Below are 20,209 nucleotides of genomic sequence, written 5' to 3'. Positions count from 1 at the left end.
TTCGTGCCGAGCCCCTCAAGTTCCTGCTTTACTCCATAAGAAAATACAAGTCGCTTCATAGGGTTTCTTCTTTGCGCGTCTCTTTCTTCAGTAGCTCAAGCTGGCGCCGGAGCGGAATATAGAGGAGCAAGGCAAACGCGAAATGAAACAACATCGTAGGCAACATATGATTTAATAACGCCCAGCTGTATGGTTCATTGTTGAGATTAAATACACTATAGATTGCAAATAGCATACTGTCTTCCAGCAGGCTCCCTAGTAGAACCACAGTCATCATAAGCGGAAGTGGTGCGCGTGGAATTTGAAAGATCAGGCCAATCAAATAAGCAGATAAGCCCATTGCAAAAGAATGAGCTCCAATAATTCTGCCGTAAAAAATGACATCATGCAGCATCCCAAAGGATAAGCCCAATAGCAGGGCAGTATGGCGATGATGATAAACGGTTACGAATAGTATAACAATAAAGAACAGATTCGGAATGATCCGCATCTCCCAGACATTCGGTAACAGCCAAGGAAGAATCGTCCCCTGCAGAATAAACAGGAGGAACAACAGTAGAATAAGAAAGGGTCTTCTCCGCATATTCACTATTCTGTACGCTCCTCTGTATATACAACAATCAGCTGCTTCCAGTCCTCAAATTCGGCTTTAGGCTTAATGATTGCGGTAGAGGTTAATCCGAACTCTCCCACTGCAACGCTATCTACAGTACCGATAATCAGACCGCGTGGATACAAGCCACCGATACCGGAGGAAACAATGGTGTCCCCCACAGCAATGGGATCACCTGGAGGGATTTTATCCATCTGAAGTCGTTTGGTTTCCTGATTATAGCTTTGAATCATACCGAAGGTGGAATTCTCTTTTCCTATAGCCGTAGCAGCTATTGCCGGCTGAGAGTTCGGATCATTACTATCCATCATGGTCATCAGCTTAACCGTCGAGGTGAAATTGCTGACCTCACTAATAACACCAACCAGACCCTCTACAGATATCACGGACATATTAGTCTTAACGCCATCTTTGGAACCGAGATCGATTACCAGCGAACTGTTGCTTGGCTCAGTAGTCAGACTGACTACTTGGGCGATATGATACTCATAATCATATTTTTCCTTCTGTGCTTTGGTGAATTCGAGCTGTTTCTTTAGTTGTTCATTCTCCGCTTGAATAAAGTTATACGTAGCTTTATCACGTGTATATTGGGCGACCGTTATTTTGAGACTCTCATTCTCTTTGGCGAGATCGTGAAGATTTCCGATATCTTCAAACAAGCCCGCTACATATCCAGCGGGCTTGTAGAATACACTTTGCACGAAACCAGTCGTATCTCTGAGAAAATTCTCCGGCCAGGACAAAGCTTTTCTTGTTCCCAAGCTAAAGCCCATCACCACAATAAACAGTACCAATGTAAACAATAATATAAACAAACGTTTATTGCTTAAGAGTTTAAACAGTTTCAACACCCTCTAACAACGTATTTCTCCCATAACAGGGGTTGACATTCACAAGTGGTTCAGGCTTAATATCGCTTGGAGCGAAGACTTGAGCTACTGCGGCTCTTGAACAAGTGAATGTTCTCAAGTGCCTTGCCTGTGCCAATAGCTACGCAGTCAAGCGGATTCTCGGCGACAATTACCGGCATACCGGTTTCTCGTGCAAGCAGTTTATCCAGGTTGCGCAACAGCGCACCTCCACCGGTCAATACAATACCACGGTCCATAATATCAGCGGCCAGTTCCGGCGGGCATTTCTCCAGCGTTACTTTGACGGCTTCAACAATAGCATTCACCGTATCCCCCAACGCTTCACAAATCTCATCAGAAGTAATGGTTAGTGTCTTTGGGAGACCTGTCACGAGATCGCGACCACGAATTTCCATCGTTTCAGCCTTCTCAAGTGGTAGGGCAGAACCCACGTCCATCTTCAACTGCTCTGAGGTCCGTTCACCGATCATCAGGTTATATTGGCGCTTGATGTACTGGATGATGGCTTCATCTGCCTCGTCACCCGCCACACGTACAGAACGGCTAGTCACAATACCTCCGAGTGAAATTACGGCTACTTCAGTCGTACCTCCGCCGATGTCAACAACCATACTTCCGGTTGGCTCCCATACTGGCAGGTCAGCACCAATAGCTGCGGCAAAAGGTTCCTCGATAATGTAAGCTTCACGTGCTCCGGCTTGCTTGGTTGCATCCTCAACGGCCCGCTGCTCAACAGCAGTAATGCCGGAAGGAACACAGACCATTACGTTCGGATGGCGTTGGAACATTGAACGCTGCTTCTGTGCTTGACGGATAAAATATTTAATCATAGTAGCCGTTGTATCAAAATCGGCAATAACCCCGTCTTTCATCGGACGAATAGCCCGAATATTCCCCGGTGTGCGACCTATCATTTTCTTGGCGGATTCGCCTACGGCTTCTATCGTTTTGGTATCTGTATTAATGGCCACCACGGAAGGTTCTCTAACAACAATACCCTTGCCGCGTACATAGACGAGCGTATTCGCCGTCCCAAGGTCAATTCCTAAGTCTTTCGTAAAACCACCAAACATGCTGTATTCTCCTTTTCCTAGTGAATCTATGCGATTTTATTACATAAAGCCTTTTTCCTTCAAACTCACAAAACTGCTATCTCCGATAATTAGATGATCCAGTACGTCGATTCCAACAATTTCGCCTGCCTGAAGCAATCTCTTAGTCAGGGAAATATCTTCTGGACTCGGCGTCGGATCACCACTGGGATGATTGTGTGCGCATATAATAGATGCACTGCTGCATTTGATGGCTGCCCGAAATACCTCACGGGGATGAACAATTGAGGCGTTGAGACTGCCCATGGATAACGTCTCCTGTGCAACAACATGATTCTTCGTATTTAGGAACAGGCAGACGAAATGCTCTTTCTGCAAATAACGCAGTTGCTCGGTTAGGAGCTCCGCCGCGTCCTGAGGACTACGTATGGTCACCGGTTCATTCAACCTGGAGTTCGCCATGCGCCTTCCCAGTTCGATGCCAGCTTTTAGTTGCACCGCCTTGGCAGGGCCGATGCCTTTGATTGTCATTAGTTCTTCGATGCTAAGGTCTGCCAGTTGGCGAAGACTGCCTATTTGGTTAAGTATTCGCTGTGCAATATGAATAGCCGATTCCCGGCGTGTTCCCGTACGCAGCAGAATAGCAAGAAGCTCTGCTTGACTTAATGATTCTGCCCCATAATGCATCATGCGCTCTCTAGGTCGTTCTTCATGGGGGAGGTCTCGCAGCATAATCGATTGCGACTCCATCCCTAATCCCTCTTCCCTTTACTCTCCCTGCTGATTCAGCACAGTTATGCCAAATCCGGACAACATTCCGCCAAGCAGTGATAATGGTAGCCCGACCACGTTAAAATAACAGCCAGCGATTCTTTCTACCAAGGTGGCACCAAGCCCTTGTATCGCATAGGAGCCAGCCTTGTCAGCGGGCTCTCCGGTAGCTATGTAGGCAGCGATCTCGTTATCGCTCATGGCTCTCATGGTTACGGAGGTTACCCGGTGATCCACCAATGTCTTACCATCTGGCAGTCCAATACAGGCTACACCAGTGTACACCCTATGTTTCCGGCCTTGAAGAGCAGTAAGCATAGCTTTGCTGTCCAGCTCATTCACCGGTTTGCCAAGTACAGTATCATCCAGAACGACGATTGTGTCACTCCCGATGATAACTGCATTGCGCTCACCGACAGCTGGTATTACCGCCTCTGCTTTACGCAAGGCCAGATTGCATACAATCTGTTCCGGCGTCCAATCTGGTGGTGTGCTCTCATCAGCTTCACTGGTTATAACCTCGAAGGGCAGACCGAGCAAAGATAACAGTTCCCGACGACGCGGTGAACCTGAGGCGAGAATAATGACATCCACGTTATAATCGTTCCTTCCTAAATCAGTAAAGAATGTTATAGTCTCCGGTATAGCCATACGGCAGTAATAATACCAGCTAGACTAAGCATGCACAATTTCAAATGAATAGTGATGTCATAGGTTATGATGTCCAAATCGGCTTGCGGAGACCACTTTAGAACGGTTGATGTTGTGAGAAAAGACAGAGCCTTTACAGGCTGCAGCAACTTGGCAATCCACGCTCCGGCTAACCAGCCCAGAATTAGAAATAACAGCAGTGTTCCTACATTTTTCTTCTTCATTTCAGTCGTCCCTCGCCATTTTTTGACACCTTAATTATTATACGGTGAAACGGAGTTCAATACAAACGCTAAATCCAAAATGGATATGATTACCACTTATGAAGCATAAAAGGCAACGTAAACAGGAAGAAACGGGTGCCGTCCATAAATAGGACGGCACCCGTTTCTTCGAGAAATAGAAGGTGAAGTTATTGTATGAAACATATGAAATCTAAATATTGGCGCAAAAAATTGAGCATTTCAGAAAGTAGCATTCTAATCCCTCAGCCTAAGGTGGACAGCAATTGTCTCTGGCCGGTAAGGAAGCTCATCATCGACTCCTGCACTTCCCAGAGAAGACCCTTTGCCATATTCTTATTATATTCATTCAGCGCTGAGATTCCTTGGCTCATAGACTTCTCCAACTCTGCGCAAATTCGCTGCGCCGCAGGGGATAAGCCCTGCTCAAATGTCTTAGCTGCCTCCGTCCACTGCATATGAAGATCACTGACGTGAGAAGTATCGGCAGCAGCATTTGCTGGAGCTGTACTGAGCAACGAAGCGGACTGGCTGGCAAGCTCAGCAAGCAACTGCCCGCTGATAGAGAAATAATTATTCACAGCTTCTGCGTTTCCACCAAAAGCCAACTGCTCTGCGGCCGGTAATGTAACCTCTCTCACATATAGCTCAATCCCCTGATTCTTCAGGCCGCTGCTCAGCAGCTTGGCCTGCTCACGGTCCGGTGACAGGCCAGCGTAGACGCGATTTCCATCTGCAGGATCCAGGGCAGCAGCCAGTCCAGCATCAAGCAACTCCTGCTGCGCCTGCTCCGCTCCTGCTGATGTGCTGAATACCCCGTATTGCAGCAGGTAATAGCTCTGCGCTGCCACCTGCACTGCGAGACGATTCATTCCTGCGGACTCAGTACCGGCAGCACCGGAAGCCCCCGCTTTTGCCGAATCAGTATTTCCCACAGCCTGCTCCAGAACAGCGGTGGAACCTGTTGTTGACGCGGACCCCGTTCCCGTACTCCCTCCGTTAAAAAAAGACAACGCCACATAACCAAGCAACACTCCAGTTACAACAGCCCCTGCAACAGAAAGGGCAAACTTCCACCAATAGGAGGGACGGCGACTATGATAGGAACCTCCATAACCATCTTCGCGTGGTAGATTATCCTCGTGCTGTTGCGAGAATCTGTCATTACCAAGCGGCTGAGTAATATATCTGTCAACTTCCAACTCTGTTGGTACCAGTGGAAGATGGTTATTCACCTCAAAGTATGGCTTGCGGAGATCAGCAGGTGTTGAATAATAGGTCTCAGCATCATCCACAGGCTCTTCTTGAGCAAATCGAAAAGCTGAATCTACAGGCCCAGTAGGCTCAAGCAATCCGGATTCCTGCTGTAGGCTTTCCGAGATGTAATCAGTTGCTGTTCCCAGACTCCTGCCTGACCCACTACGATCCTCTGCTTTAGGCTTGAGCTTATCCTGCTTGTCATCAAATCGAAATGTCATTCTTGCGTTATTCAATTGCCACACCTCACCTTATCTAATCTATAAGCAAATATATGATAGATAAGAGGGAGATATGCTATTTTACATGTGGATTGGGTTTATTCATCTTTGTTATACCAGACTGAGAATTTTGGCCCGAACACTGTTCGCCTCGTAATGCTTTAGCAACGTTTGATGCGCCCGATCCGCAATTAGGCCACCCAGCCCCGAGTCCTGCAGCAGACTCACAATATTGTCTACGGCATCCTTCGCTGTGCTAGCTAGTAATATATTTCGGTTATGCTCGCAGTTTAACCCTTCCGAACCTTTAGTGCTGGAAACTACTGGTGTTCTGAGGGCCCAGGATTCCAGCACACTCATTCGGGCTCCACAGTTATCCAGCAACGGAGCAATAACCGCCTTTGCCTTGCGTATGTATTCAGCAGCATTGTCCAAAGGCCCAGTGATATTAATTGAATTATCTTCTTTACCCAGTTCTGCTACCTCAGGAGGTACTTCACGGCAGACTATATAACAGCGTACATCAGGTACCTTTGCCTTAATCCGCGAATAAATCTTATGGAAAAATAATAAGGCGACTTGCTTACCCGGGCTCGTATTCATATCCCAGTATAGAACAATCGAATTCTCCTTGAGCACAGGCTCTGTATATTCGTATTGATGCATATCAATGAAATGCGGCACCACATGCACTTTACTGGCATCTGCAAATGACAAGGACTTAAATGAGAGTGCATCCCATTCCGAGGTTGCCAGCAGCAAGCCAGTTTTGTTCAATAGATTTCGCTCGTCCCGACGGACCAGAGCAGCATTCAGCTTCTGGTAGGGGGTGATTAAGATACGCTTCCCAACGGCTTCTCCAATGGACATTCCGCCCTTGAAACGGTATGCATCCGTGATAATTGTTGCCTCAGGGAGCAGATGCCTGATAATATCAATACAGTTTTGGAGCAGACTATGCGATATAAAGACATGGCTATATGTATTTGAGCGGCACAAATCTGTTAGGTTGTCCCTCATATTCTTCCCAGTACTGCTCCGATAGGCGTAATCCCGCAGTTTGTATAGGGAACGCAGCTTTGTTCTCCGGCTAGTGAGAGCTCCTCTTTCCTTATATGCGATAAATTGAGACCCGCCAGTCACAGACAATTCTCTACTTGAATTCCTGTAGAACAGATGATCAATTTCATACTTTTCCTGCAAAATCTTAAGAAATCTTCCTGTCCTTATATCTCCTTCAAGGTCTTGTGTTTGATGATTCTTAGCTGATAGGAACAGCATTCTTTCCCGCATGAACTTGTCTCCTTGTTACTTTATAAATTTATAATAGGGGTATATATAGGAAAAAAAGCAGGTTGAAATGAACCCCGCCACCCTTTATGCAACTTTAGATGCAGTTCAATAGTAACTCATCGCCCGCAAAAACTTTGTCGATTTATAAGAGAAAAGAATCACTTATTAGATTTTGTACTTAAAAAGTCACAAACACCAATCCCTTTTCCTACATTACTCTATACCAGACTCAGCAGCTTATCCCGCACGCTTTCAGCCTCATAATGTGCCAGCATCGTCTGATGCGCACGGTCGGCCATCACAACCCCTCGATCATGATCCTGCATTAAAGTAACCACACTTTCAGCAAAGCTCCGGGGATCATCAGCGATAAAAATATCACCCGTATGGTTATAGATCAGGCCTTCGGCCCCTTTGGTGCTTGATACCACCGGTGTTTTCAAGGCCCACGCCTCCAATATCTTCAGGCGCGTTCCGCTGCCTTCCCGTAATGGGGCAATGACAACCTTGGCCCGGCGAATGTAATCGGCTACACTATCCACATAACCCGTGATAACGATCGAATTGTCTTTTTCCGCCAGCGCAGCCACATCAGGATGCACATCCCGCCCTACGATATACCACTTAATTCCCGGAATTTGGGCTTTGATAAGTGGGTATATCTCCTCATAGAAATAAGTCGCTGCATTGACGTTTGGAAAATAGTTCATATTACCCGGAAGAATGATCCATTCCTCCTTTGTTGCGCATTTGTCATATCTATAATTGTCCATACGGATAAAATTTGGAATCACATGCACTTTGTCAGCATTTTGGGGTGATAATTCCTTAAAAGAAAGGCCATCCTGCTCAGAGGTTGTCAGCAACAGATCCGTTCTCTTCAAAAGCTTCAGTTCATCCTGTTTGGTCCACCAGGCATTCATCGTAAAATAAACCTTGGCGAGACCCTTCTTCTTCTCGGCCAGTTGCAAGGATAAGCCACTCTCGAAGTTATGCGCATCTGATATGATCATGGCCTCCGGAAGAATTCTTGTCACAATATCAATGCAGTACCCCAGCAGACTATGGGATATAAACACATGACGATAATCAGTTTGATTGCAAAGCTCCCTTATCTTGCTACTCATATCTAAATCCACATGACTCATATAGGAGCAATTACGCCTTTTGTACAGTGAACGCAGCATGGCTTTGCGATAGCTTACGGTACAATCCACTTCGTGTATGGTAAGAGCGCTGTCTGCTGTGTCCACAGTTGGTGATATTCTGCTATTGCGATAGGTTAAGAGATCTACATCATATTTGGCAAGTACAATATTGAGAATATTCCCTGTTCTTAATTTGCCGCCACTATCCTGTGGAAAAGGATTCTCAGCGGATATAAATAGTAATTTCTCTCTCATTACGTGGACTCCCCATTCTCGGTATCAATCTTTATATTCTGCTGCAGATTAGCTTTGTTGATATATTACCCTAAAGTCTATTATTATTTTGTCGTTTTTTGCTTTTATGTAAAATAATTTAAATTTCACCATCTCTTTTCACGAAAAAGATAATGAGCTTACCACAGATGTTATATCTAATTACCCAATTCAAGCAGAAATATAGCAAATCCAGAAATGAAGAGACAAGAATAGGGTGCCTCCCTCGCCTAATGGCGATCTGAAGACACCCTGTGGTAAATATTTTTATCCTTGATGTGAGCCAATCCGTGAGACTAGAAACTGGCGTAGCTCCTTATATTCACGGCTCGCCCGGATCTCATCAAAGGGACGTTCTATCCCGCTGGCGGCAAGCGGATTACGGAAGTCTTCCACGATTCTTCCTGGGCCGGGATGCATAACAATAATTCGACTAGCGAGGAGCAGAGACTCATCCACATCATGCGTAATAAAGAACAGGCATTTCCCTGTCTTCCGCCAGATTGCACGCAGATGAACCTGCATATTCTCACGGGTCAATGCATCAAGCGCACTAAATGGCTCATCCAGCAGTACAATTTCCGGTTCTGTAGCCAAGGTTCTGGCAATTGCTGCACGCTGCTTCATCCCGCCTGACAGCTGATGCGGCAGCAAAGCTCCGGAAGAACTTAGCCCCATCAGGTCAAGAAAATAGGCAACCCGCTCCCGACGCTCAGCCTTAGGCATCTTCTTCATTCGCAGCCCAAACTCAATATTGCGGGCCAAGGACAGCCACGGAAAAAGGTTGGGCTGTTGGAAGACCACTCCTACTTCCGCATCAGGCTTGGTATGCCGCTTGCCATTAATAGTGATACTCCCCTGCGTCGGCCGCAAATAACCGGCAATAATGTTCAGCAGAGAGGTTTTACCGCATCCAGAAGGTCCTAATATAACAACGAACTCCGCTGGATCAAGCCTTAAATCTACTCCGTATAACGCCTGATCCCCGACCTCCCCACCTCCATAAGAAAGGCCGATTCCTTCCAAGCAAATGCCATGATCCCTATTGAGCAATATATCTGGCGCAGCTAGGGTTGAATCCAGACCGCAAGCACTCTTGATGTCCCTATTCTCCTCGTAAACTCCTGCACCCAACAAACCTTGCCCGTTGACATTGCCCTCTAAGATCATAATGGTGTTTCCTCTCATAAATATAGTTTAGTTAACCGGATAAAGATCACTGCGAAGCGCTTTTTGGTAAACGCTCAGATCAGGTGAATCCGTGATAGATTTCTGTTCGACCAGGAAATCTCCAGTATCCTTCAGCAGCTGTCCAAAAGCCCCAGGTTGTTCCGGCGTGCCCATATATTCTGCCGATGTTTGCTGTGAAGCGTCCAGCACTATGATTTCGTTCATCGCTTGGAGGGTGGCTTCCGGCGTCAGACCCAGTTCTTCCGACAAGGCTGCAGCAGCTTCTGACGCATGATCACGGTAATATTTCACCGCTTCGTCCAGCACGGAGATATACCCTTTTACAACGTTCGGATATTTTGCAATGAAATCATTGTGAACGACTCCAAACTCACCGGTAATGCCGCCCTTTGCCGCCACATCAGCAGAGCTGATGATAACCTTACCGCCATCCTCCACTAGCTTGGACTGGCTAGGCTGCCAAGTATAAGCGCCATCAATATCTCCTCTTTGCCAAGCCGCTACAATATCGGGAGCCTGCATATCGAGAATAGTGATCGTAGAAGGATCAATATTCTCCTGCTTCAGCGCCGACAGCAGACTGAAATGTGAGGTGGAGCCAAAGGTCGTAGCAATTTTATGTCCGGCCAAATCCTGCAGAGTATTAATACCAGAAGTCTGCTTAACGACCAAAGTTTCACTTTTGCCAATAACATCATGAATATAATAGATCTGGTCCGGCAACCCTTGTGCAACACCGGAAGCTCCCGGAGGTGTACCCAGCAGACCAAAATCAATGCCCCCGCTGGCAATAGCTACGTTAACATCCCGACCGGAATCAAATTTCAACCAAGAAATCTTTACATCGGGGTATTTCTTCTCCAGCAGACCCAGTGCTTTGGCCAACAGTTCTCCGTTCGGAGATACCTGATAGCCAATGCGAATTTCTTTCGGCAGCTCTTCAGGAGCCGCGGTTGGAGCCGTAGACGCCGCCACTTCTGTCGTTGGAGCCGCTGAGGATTCAGCAGCGCTGTTCACGCTATTATTACTGTTGCTATTTCCGCAAGCCGTTACTACCAGCAGCAACACAATGGTGCTCATCAATGCTCCAAATCTTAATCCTTTGCGATAATTCCTCATCTTGATCTCTCCCTTATAAATTCCTGTAATTCATGAATAGATAGTGGAATTATTGCTCCACCCATGGTGATACCCGTCGAATTAAACTGCGTATAATGAGGTCAATAGCAATAGCGATCAGCGCCATAATAATAATGCCCAGATACATAATATCGCTCCTTAGGAATTTGCTCGCGTCCAGCACCATCCAGCCGACACCTGATACTGCAGCAACCATTTCGGCAGCTACGAGCGTGGCATAACTCACACCAACGGCGGTACGAAGTCCAGTCAGCAGCTCGGGCAGCACGGATGGGAAAATAACGAAAACATACATTCTCCAACCACTCGCCCCAAGCGATTTCGCACCGTTAATCCGATCTTTACTCAGCCTTTGAACGCTGAATACCGCAGTTATAAAAAGCGGGGCAAATGCGCCTAGAAATAATAGAATTACCTTGGACACGTCGGTAATCCCAAACCATAGGATAAGCAAGGTGTAGTAGGCAAGCGGAGGTAGTGGACGGTAAAATTCAATAAATGGGTCGAAGATGGCACGCAGCCAGCGGTAACGCCCGCATAGAATGCCCAGCGGAACTGCTGTTACAAAGGCGAGCGCCAGCGCCAGAAACAGCCTTCTCATGCTTGTCGCAATGTGAATCAGCAGACTCTGGCCCTTGTACCCTTCATGAACAATATCCGTAAATGCCGTCCAGACTACATGCGGTGATGGCAGGAACAACGAATTGACCCATTTCTCTTCACTTACAAGCCACCATAGTACAAAGGCGATTAGCAGTGATCCCACAGAAATGCTACGGTAGATCCATTCCTTGGATGCTGTCGGCTTTGCTTTTACGGAGACTTTTCTTTGTTCTAAGGGCTCATGAGATACGGCCTCCTGAGTATTGCTTGGCATCGTTAGTCGTTCCTTTCCCCATTCCCGTCCCAACATGAGGAAAGGCCCCCTGCTCCGGTACGGAGAAATCCCGCAAATCCGGTAGTAGAAGGCCTCCAGTTGTCCGGTAGGCTTATATTTTATTTGAATTCACATGTGGAGGATAATGATTTGATCGTCTCCATCAATTCTTTTTCAATCAGCGAGAGATGATGTCTCTTCGTCCACGCCAGAGCAATGGAAACATCCAACTGCGCATCAGAGATATCCAGCGGTACGATACTGCCCTTGTTCCGGAAATAATCGCTCATGAACTTAGGCGCAAAGGCGGCGCATAAATTCAGCGAGATGACCTCCTCCAGCATGGGAAAACTGTCCAGACGATAAGCAACTTTGAAGTCGCCATGTTTCTTCAGCAGCTCGGAAATGCCGCAGTCGGTGGAAAATTCAGTATTATACAGTACTAGGGGCTGGGCAAGCGCTTCGGCAAGCGTCACAGAAGGCTGCCCTGCCAGTTGGGAGTTATGGCTCACGAGCAATACCAGTTGGTCTTTAAAGAGTTCCTTTAAACAGAGGTCCTTCTCTTCTGGCAGCTCGCAGGTCTTCATAAGCACGCCGAAATCTGCCTTGCCTGCAGCAATATCTCGCAAGTTATTATTCGACTCCCCTACCTTCATCAACACATTCACGTTAGGATGCCTATGCTTAAACGTGGTCAGAATATTCACCATTATAGTATTGCTAATGAACGGCTCCACTGCCAAATGAATGCTTCCGGTTAGGGCATGGGTACTTTCTTCAGCAATAGCTTTAATATCCTCCAGCAGATCAATAGCCTCCATGGCCTTTAGGATAACAGCCTCGCCAATCTCCGTTAGCTGCACACCCTGATTGCTCCGTTTGAAGAGTGGAATGCCCAGCTCCAGCTCCAGCTTGGAGACGGAAGAACTGAGCGCAGGCTGAGAAATGTAGGAGCGCTCGGCAGCCAGTGAAATTGAGCCGGTCTGTGCGATGGCCACAATATGATAGAGTTGCTCCAGTCGCATACGATCTCCCTCTCTACCTGTAGTAGTCTCATTATATAACCATAAATCCAATGTGACTACTAGGGAAAGAACGTATATTAAATTATTTTTTTAAGCCAATATCTGATAAAGTACCCCGCCTTCCGCGTGGTTCGGCACTGGCGAATCACTCAAATGACAAATGGTCGGTACAATATCCACTACCTTGACTGTACGATTGATGACCTCACCAGCCTTCACGCCTGCCCCTAGGGCTATAAACAATGCTTTCATTGAATAGCCTTGCTGCGAGTGGTTACTAAGACCATTGCCATGGCAACGAGTAAAATCGGGCTCCAGAATATAGAATATATCGCCGCTGTTCTCACCGCCAAGCCCAACTACCTCCATATCATTCCGGTTCAAGGCGAAGCTGATAACTCTTCTACCCGTCTTGGGATCACGATAATTGTATAAATCATCAATGATTCTCTCAACCGTCTTGTCATAATCTGCAGGATCGACAATCCCTTGGGGATCACGACCCAACACATTCAGATAAATGAAGGTAGCCCGCTGGGCAACAGCGGTAGTTCGACTCCAATCAATTTCGAGGTTTCCGTTATTCTGCTTAACCTGCGTATAACCCAACTCGCCAAGAATACCTACATTGATACCCCACATATCTCCGATCAACGGATGATCTGTTTCTGGATTCTTGGCCACTCCGCCATGATCAGAGACGATAAAGATTGTAGTATTGTCATCCAGTCGATCCAACAGAGCCCCGATAAAACGGTCGCTGATTTCATATATTCGGTAGATGATATCCTGATATCTTTCAAACTCAGGTGACGCAGCCTCCAGTGTGTGATCCAGATAGAAATGCATAAACATATCAATGCCATGCATGTGGGTATAGAACAAATCCCATTCTTTATGGTCCAGCAGATAATTAATCGCCTCCACATGCCAGCGGTACATTTCTTCAATGGATTCAAGCAACACTTCATCTGCCAGCGGATTCAATCGGCTGTAGTTGGAGGGCTGCAGCATGGGCCCTACCTTACTGTATAGTTCCTCACCGATGCTTTGCGGGTAGAAGTACTTTCCAGTCTTAAGATCCAGTACATACGAAGAGTAGAAGGTGAAGCTGTTTCCCGCCGGGTCTAGCTGCAGCACCCGAATTTTGTAGGCTACTGGAATGCTAAGCCCGTCGATCGTATAGTTGTCATATATCCTGTCGCTCCATTCCCCGGCTGTAGCTTCACCGAGTGGCACTTCCGCTTCCTTGGAGGCATAGATCTGAATTCTGTTGTATTCGTTTCCGTTATCCGCCACCAGTAATCCGTAGCGCAAGGCCTGGCCGTTGTTCACCGGTACTAAGAACTCACGGGCATTCTCGGGAGCGAAGCTCCAACCAGACGCGGGTTGAATCGGAGTCTTGATTTGGTCGGCAGTTGGCACATCGGCTGATAACTCTCCATCCTGAGTGGTAGTTACAAGTCCCGGCTGAGTATAACCAAAGCCCTCATAAGTATCCTTGCTAATCTCAGCCTTTTGCGAAGTCTCCTTACCTTCAAAGCGGCAATTCGCACCAGTGTTGTCAAGTACATGCGGGATCTCAATAAGTTCAAAATTGCCGGTTTTGCCTTCATAAATCTTCTCATAATCAATGTATCCACGCAGGTTCGTGTAAATGCTCGTACCATCGACATAGATCGCATCCTTTACCTGCGGAGGCCAAGATGTCGGGTAATTAAATATAATGCTTTTCTTGCCTGCTCTCGCATACGATTCCCAAATAGTCTCAGCTTTTAATAGCCCCGAATCAAAACCATAATCCAATACATCCAGCTCATTGCCTAAGGTATGATTCCAAAAGCATGTAATCCCGTGCGTAGCCGGGTAGGCTCCGGTGGCAATGGATGCCCAGTTAGGGGGGTAATGGCCGGAAGCACGCTCTGCATACCAAGGTCATTCGTGGTCACGCCCAGATCCAACGCTCTCTTAAAGTTGGGCAGCTTACCCTCTGCTATGTAACGCCGGATGAGACTCGGATCTGCACCGTCCAAACCGAGCAGCATTACTTTCTTGGCCTTGCCTTTAACGTCAGTCATGTTTCCACTCCATTCGCAAATTGTTTAATTCCAATTGATTAACTAGGAATTAACCTCTGCCGTTATTATAGAGTCTGAATGAAGTGTTTGTTAAATAGATGTTGCTTATATCCGGTATAGGTACTGTCTATCCCCTGGTTTTTGGATCATCTATCCATAGCTTCTAACAACACAGTTCCTGCCTTTTTGCTTCGCCTGATACAGAGCGGTGTCACTCAGTTTATACAGATTGTTCAACGTGAACCGCTCCGTCGACACTACAGTAATGACTCCGATACTTACGGTATAATGCAGCGGCACACCATTAATCACCGCTCCCAGGATTGCAGTTCGCAGCCGCTCAGCTATCTCATCACTAGCCTGCTCGTCTGCTCGATGCAGAATGACCGCAAATTCCTCCCCACCGAATCTCCCAAACAGGTCTCCATTCGCAAGCTGCTGCTCTATTTTGGAAGCAAAATCCTTAAGTACCCTATCCCCTGTATCATGGCCGTAGGTATCATTTACATTTTTGAAATGATCCACGTCCAGCAGTAAAAAAGAAAAAGCAATTCCTTCTTTCGCGGCAGCGGCGATTAAAGGGCGGGCACGCAAAACAAAGGCTCTGCGGTTCAGAATTCCGGTCAGTTCATCATAGGTCGCCACCCGCTCCAGCTCTACGTAGGATTGTTCCCTGGAGAGCAGCGTGAAGCCAGCCGTTCCCAGAAACATAAGCAAATAAAGGCCGATATAAAAGAACCAATTCAATAATTGGGAAAAATGAGTATTTAGTGGCACCGAGATAAATCCTACAACGGCTCCGATAATAAGGACCATCATAACGATGCAGTACAGCAGACCCATTACTTTTTGAAGTGGCGAATCCTTTCCTTTCGTCAGCAGACAATAAACAGGGTAGATAATAAATAAGCTGCCAAGAAGAGAGGCCATAGCAATGCGCAACTGTACCTGATCAGATACTGGAATAATAAGAAACAAAATAACAGCAGCAGAAAATCCAGCCAGCAAATAATAATATCTCTTAACCTTGGTTGTATAGACTCCCAGCAGCATCAGAATCGCCAAGGCCTCCGTCGTCCCCCCAGCCAGACCGAGAAGGCTGCTAAGTGTAGCTGTAATTCGAGAGTCTATGAAATCCTTCAGCAGCAATAAGATCAAGACTGAGATCTGCAAGCACTTTGCGGCTACAAACAGTGAAGAAGTACTCTCTTTTGCATAACGTGAGCGATAAGCAAGAACAAGCACTACTGTAACCAGATTACCAGCCAAAAGACAAACCTGTAGCGTCATGAGATCCAAATAGATGCTTATGAATTTCACCTCCCTTTTTCTAATATCATATATAATCCTTTGAGTAGGAACTGGCTCTACCCTAGCCATTTAGCTCTAACTACACGATTTCGCCCCTCCTGCTTAGCTTGATAAAGGGCCTTATCAGTGAGCTTGTATAATGCGTCCAGAGGAGTGTTGGAAGTTGGCAAAACGGTAATTGTACCAATACTGACGGTATACCGTAAAGGAATTCCCTGCTGAAAAGAGTTCATAACAGCCTTCCGCAAAATTTCAGCCTTATGGGCACTGCGCTCTTCATCTAATCCACAAAACAGAACTGCAAATTCCTCGCCTCCGACTCTACCGAACAAATCACCATTCCCGAGCTGGCTCTGAATGGTAAGCGCGAATGCCTTCAATACTCTGTCACCCGCATCGTGGCCATAGGTATCATTCACTTTTTTGAAATGATCCAGGTCCATCAGCAGCAGGGTTATATAATTCATTTTTTTAGCTGCACGCGCCAGCTTTAAGTGGGCTTCCATCATAAAGGCCCTGCGACTAAGGATGCCTGTCATTTCATCGTAAGTAGCAATTCTCTTCAGCGTTTCATAAGAGTTCTCGTTGGAGAGCAGAATAAACCCGGCAGTTCCCAGCATCAATATTAAATACATGCCTAAATAGTACAGATGCTGTGCTAGATTCGCTGTAAACACATTCATCTCTGTCTCCCAGATCAGCGCAACAGCCGTGCGGGCTAACATAATCGCGGCAAAACAGTAATACAATAGGCCTAGCATTCGCTGCAGAGGTGACCCGTCTTTATTGGTAGTCAGGTGATGTGCCGGATAGATAACAAACATAATAACCCACAGCGAGGCAGAGGCAATACGTAAGCTTGAGTGGTTAAAAAATAAAGCAATAATGCAAAAACTTATCGTGCTACATACTGTAATTGCCAAATAATATAGCTTTACCTTTCGTCCCATCATTCCCATCATCATTAATAGTGCAATAATTTCCAGACAGCCGCCTCCAAGAATCAACGCATTGCTAAGCGGAATGGAGATAAAATGGGGAACATAATCCCATATCAATATGGAGCACCAATAGAGCACCTGCAGCCACTTGGATTGGATAAACATCGTTGTAGCAATATCCTTATGGGAGTGGAAACGATAAGCAGTTATGAGCAATGCAATGAATAAATTCCCGAAAATAAACAAGTATATCATCGTTTGGATATCAAACTGGAAGTCTATGAGTACCACCACCATATGTGCAGGAATTAATTAGCATTGTGTCCGAATAATAGTACCTTATGCCTATATCGGCTAATCTCCTTCTTCATTTCACTTCTAAATCGTAAAATAGGCAACATATACAAAAAAAGGCACCTCCATAGAATTCCAACAGATAATCAAGAGATTACCCACAAGAATTCGCGGAGGTGCTATTTAATTCAAACTTAACGTTTTTTCAATACATCCACCAGTGCATATCCAACCTTCCAGATATCACCTGCACCCATCGTTATCACTAGGTCACCAGGAGCGATCCGATCCTGCAAATCCGCCAGCACGGCTTCCTTGGTAGGCAGATAACGTGCGCCCGCGTTGCTGTTTTTGACAATTAGGTCAACCAGCTTCGCGGAGGTCACACCCTCGATTTGCTTCTCCCCAGCTGGTGAATAAATATCGGTGATAATTACCTCGTCAGCTTCACTAAAGGCACGGCTGAACGCATCCAGCAGGAAGAAGGTACGTGTATACCTTTGCGGCTGGAAGACCGCAATAATACGTTTGCCTGTCGCTTTGGCAGCGCTGATCGTTGCTCGAATCTCGGTTGGATGATGAGCATAATCATCAATGATTAGAATCTCATCTATATCTCCAAGCACCTGAAACCGGCGCTTGGCACCATGAAACTTTACAATCGCGGCTGCAATTTCTGCGAAGGGTATATTTGACTTCAGGCAAGCGATGATGGCAGCCATCGAATTATACAGATTATATTGTCCGGGAACGGACAGCTCAATGCGTCCCAGCACCTCTCCATAACCGTGCAATGTATAGGATACTTGTCTATCTCCCAAGACGATATCGGTAGCAATATAATCAGCGGTCTGCGACTTAATACCATAGGTAATCACCGTACCAGTTACTTCAGGCAATAGAGCGATAATATTCTCATCGTCCGAGCACACAATAGCAGTGCCGTCTTCGCGAAGTTGATTCATAAACTGCACATAAGCAGCCTTCAGACGGTTAAAATCTCCACCGTAATTCTCGAGATGATCTGCTTCAATATTCGTAACAACGGCCAGCCATGGGTGATAATGCAGGAAGGAGCCATCACTCTCATCCGCTTCAGCCACCACAAACTCCCCTTGTCCCGCCTTTGCATTGGTGCCAACATTCATAATTTCCCCGCCGATAATGTAGGTGGGATCTACTCCGCAATCTTGCATCACAAGCGCAATCATAGAAGAAGTTGTTGTCTTCCCATGAGCACCAGCAACCGCGACACCTTTACGTTGATTCAATAGCCGGGCCAGCATCTGCGAGCGATGCAGAATCGGAATCTTCAACCGCTCCGCCTCAACCCATTCCACATTATCATTAGACAAGGCTGTAGAATATACAACCAAGTCCGCACCTTTAACCTGCTCCGCCGTATGCCCAATATAGACCTTGGCACCTTTGGCAATCAATTTATCGGTCAATTCCTGAGCTGCTACATCGGAGCCCGTAACCGTATATCCCATCTCCAGCAATACCCGGGCAATAGCGCTCATTCCGTAGCCGCCGATCCCTATAAAATGCACACGTTCAGTAGTATCCAACAGTTCGTCACCAGCCTTTTTCAGAATCGGGTTGCTGCAAAAGTGTACTGCGTACGTCAGAAATTAAATACAGGGTACCAGAGATAACCGCAAGGTCATTCTCTGCTGTTATTGACTTCAGCAGTTGCAGCGCTTTGCCCCAATCACGTTCTACTATGATTACCAAATTCTCTTTGGCATATTTCTCCCGCAGGCTCTCTGCAATGGTCTGCAGATCTTCCGCGTCCATTTTCTTCCGGAAATCCGGTTCGGTCAGGATGAGCGTATCCACTATAGGCAGTATATGCTTGAAATACGATTCATGATGCTTATTTGCCAGCATACCCATAAGCAAATTTAAATGATCGTATTTATAGTACTGCGGCAAGCTCTTGGCCAGACTCTGTGCACCTTCTGGGTTATGTGCTCCATCCAGTATGATTCGCGGAGAATCACCTATTTCCTCCAGCCTTCCCGCCCAAAAGGTATGGCGGAAGCCCTCTTGAACATCCTCGTCCTCCAGCATAAACGCCATATACTGGCGCAGCGCTTCAAGTGCCATCATGGCTCCGGATGCGTTGCTGATCTGATGCTCGCCCTTCATAGCAATCCCTATTTCCAGCGAACGAAAGGGCCCTTTAAAGTTAAAGTTCTGCATGCCATCTTGAATTCCTGCGACTTCATAACTGAAATCTTCTCCAGCAAGATAAAGCGTCGAGCGGCAGGCTGCCGCTTTGGCCTTCAATACCGCTATGACTTCCGGTTGTGTTACACAGCTGATCACAGGTACGCCCGGTTTAATAATACCGGCCTTTTCCATCGCAATCTGTTCCAGAGTATCTCCCAGAACATCGGTATGGTCATACCCGACATTTGTAATAATCGACACGACTGGATTCACGATGTTCGTTACATCCAGCCTTCCCCCAAGACCCGTCTCCCATACGACTACATCGGGATAAGTGACTCTACCGAAATAGAGAAGAGCCAGTGCGGTAGCAACCTCGAACATCGTAGGCGAACCAAGCTCACTTTCAGCAATTCTCTCTACTTCCGGACGCAAAATATTAGCCAGTTCCATAAGCGTCGCCTCTGGAATATCCGTAGCGTTATACTGAAAGCGGTTGGTGAATTTAGTGATATAAGGAGAAGTGAAAGTACCTACCGAATATCCGCTTTGCAGCAACACACTTGTCAAAAAAGCACAGGTTGAGCCTTTACCATTCGTCCCCGCCACATGAATGAACTTCAATCTTCGCTCTGGAGAGCCTAGCCGCTCCATTAACAACTCTATCCGCTCCAAACCGGGGCGGATCCCAAACGGAATAAGGCTGTTAATCCAGTCCACTGCTTCTGTATAAGTTCTTAGAGGGGCACCCTCGCCCCCATGCAATTCTTCCATTTCT

General features: G+C 46.6%; 19 protein-coding genes. All 19 read right to left on the bottom strand.

Annotated features, from left to right (window positions below):
* Positions 1-55: 55 nt before the first annotated feature.
* The 19 genes from mreD to H1230_RS07755 all read right to left on the bottom strand — a co-directional run bounded on the left by mreD (position 56) and on the right by H1230_RS07755 (position 20,205).
* A complete protein-coding gene (gene mreD, locus H1230_RS07845) occupies positions 56-583 on the bottom strand; it encodes a rod shape-determining protein MreD (protein WP_239717184.1) in 528 nt (175 codons plus the stop codon).
* Positions 584-588: 5 nt separating this feature from the next.
* Positions 589-1,467, bottom strand: a complete 879-nt coding sequence (mreC, locus tag H1230_RS07840; protein WP_239714955.1) for a rod shape-determining protein MreC — start codon at positions 1,465-1,467, stop codon at positions 589-591.
* Between the two features lie 56 nt (positions 1,468-1,523).
* Positions 1,524-2,561 carry a rod shape-determining protein gene (locus tag H1230_RS07835; protein WP_154121715.1) on the bottom strand — a complete coding sequence of 346 codons (1,038 nt, stop codon included), beginning with the start codon at positions 2,559-2,561 and terminating at the stop codon, positions 1,524-1,526.
* A 39-nt stretch (positions 2,562-2,600) separates the two neighbouring features.
* Positions 2,601-3,290 carry a RadC family protein gene (gene radC / locus H1230_RS07830; RefSeq protein ID WP_154121714.1) on the bottom strand — a complete coding sequence of 230 codons (690 nt, stop codon included), beginning with the start codon at positions 3,288-3,290 and terminating at the stop codon, positions 2,601-2,603.
* An 18-nt stretch (positions 3,291-3,308) separates the two neighbouring features.
* Positions 3,309-3,962 carry a Maf family protein gene (locus H1230_RS07825; protein ID WP_481857123.1) on the bottom strand — a complete coding sequence of 218 codons (654 nt, stop codon included), beginning with the start codon at positions 3,960-3,962 and terminating at the stop codon, positions 3,309-3,311.
* Entirely contained in the window at positions 3,941-4,186 is a 246-nt protein-coding gene (locus H1230_RS07820) for a DUF4321 domain-containing protein (RefSeq protein ID WP_154121712.1), read from the bottom strand. The genes H1230_RS07825 and H1230_RS07820 overlap by 22 nt, the downstream gene beginning before the upstream one ends.
* Before the next feature lie 263 nt (positions 4,187-4,449).
* Positions 4,450-5,697 (bottom strand): SPOR domain-containing protein, encoded by a 1,248-nt coding sequence (locus H1230_RS07815; protein ID WP_239714953.1) that lies wholly within the window; start codon positions 5,695-5,697, stop codon positions 4,450-4,452.
* A gap of 96 nt (positions 5,698-5,793) precedes the next feature.
* The gene (locus tag H1230_RS07810) at positions 5,794-6,975 is read right to left on the bottom strand and encodes a glycosyltransferase (RefSeq protein WP_239714952.1); all 1,182 of its coding nucleotides are present in this window, start codon (positions 6,973-6,975) and stop codon (positions 5,794-5,796) included.
* A gap of 218 nt (positions 6,976-7,193) precedes the next feature.
* On the bottom strand, positions 7,194-8,378 hold the full coding sequence (locus H1230_RS07805) for a glycosyltransferase family 4 protein (protein WP_239714951.1): 1,185 nt from the start codon (positions 8,376-8,378) through the stop codon (positions 7,194-7,196).
* A gap of 285 nt (positions 8,379-8,663) precedes the next feature.
* Entirely contained in the window at positions 8,664-9,566 is a 903-nt protein-coding gene (locus H1230_RS07800) for an ABC transporter ATP-binding protein (RefSeq protein WP_239714950.1), read from the bottom strand.
* Positions 9,567-9,593: 27 nt separating this feature from the next.
* The gene (locus H1230_RS07795; protein ID WP_239714949.1) at positions 9,594-10,706 is read right to left on the bottom strand and encodes a taurine ABC transporter substrate-binding protein; all 1,113 of its coding nucleotides are present in this window, start codon (positions 10,704-10,706) and stop codon (positions 9,594-9,596) included.
* A gap of 49 nt (positions 10,707-10,755) precedes the next feature.
* A complete protein-coding gene (locus tag H1230_RS07790; RefSeq protein ID WP_239714948.1) occupies positions 10,756-11,640 on the bottom strand; it encodes an ABC transporter permease in 885 nt (294 codons plus the stop codon).
* Between the two features lie 83 nt (positions 11,641-11,723).
* Positions 11,724-12,629, bottom strand: a complete 906-nt coding sequence (locus tag H1230_RS07785) for a LysR family transcriptional regulator (protein ID WP_239714947.1) — start codon at positions 12,627-12,629, stop codon at positions 11,724-11,726.
* A gap of 90 nt (positions 12,630-12,719) precedes the next feature.
* Positions 12,720-14,480: an alkaline phosphatase family protein gene (locus H1230_RS07780; protein ID WP_239717182.1), complete on the bottom strand. Its 1,761-nt coding sequence runs from the start codon at positions 14,478-14,480 to the stop codon at positions 12,720-12,722.
* Positions 14,453-14,707, bottom strand: a complete 255-nt coding sequence (locus H1230_RS07775) for a hypothetical protein (protein ID WP_239714946.1) — start codon at positions 14,705-14,707, stop codon at positions 14,453-14,455. The genes H1230_RS07780 and H1230_RS07775 overlap by 28 nt, the downstream gene beginning before the upstream one ends.
* A 150-nt stretch (positions 14,708-14,857) precedes the next feature.
* The gene (locus H1230_RS07770) at positions 14,858-16,027 is read right to left on the bottom strand and encodes a GGDEF domain-containing protein (RefSeq protein WP_239714945.1); all 1,170 of its coding nucleotides are present in this window, start codon (positions 16,025-16,027) and stop codon (positions 14,858-14,860) included.
* Positions 16,028-16,074: 47 nt separating this feature from the next.
* Complete coding sequence (locus H1230_RS07765) at positions 16,075-17,124, bottom strand: GGDEF domain-containing protein (protein ID WP_239714944.1); 1,050 nt, start codon at positions 17,122-17,124, stop codon at positions 16,075-16,077.
* Between the two features lie 323 nt (positions 17,125-17,447).
* Entirely contained in the window at positions 17,448-18,824 is a 1,377-nt protein-coding gene (murC, locus tag H1230_RS07760; RefSeq protein ID WP_239714943.1) for a UDP-N-acetylmuramate--L-alanine ligase, read from the bottom strand.
* A 7-nt stretch (positions 18,825-18,831) separates the two neighbouring features.
* Positions 18,832-20,205: a bifunctional folylpolyglutamate synthase/dihydrofolate synthase gene (locus tag H1230_RS07755; RefSeq protein ID WP_239714942.1), complete on the bottom strand. Its 1,374-nt coding sequence runs from the start codon at positions 20,203-20,205 to the stop codon at positions 18,832-18,834.
* Positions 20,206-20,209 lie beyond the last annotated feature (4 nt).

It is taken from the genome of Paenibacillus sp. 19GGS1-52, from assembly GCF_022369515.1.
Taxonomy (GTDB): Bacteria; Bacillota; Bacilli; order Paenibacillales; family Paenibacillaceae; genus Paenibacillus_AQ.
This window is presented reverse-complemented; position numbering and strand designations above follow the sequence as displayed.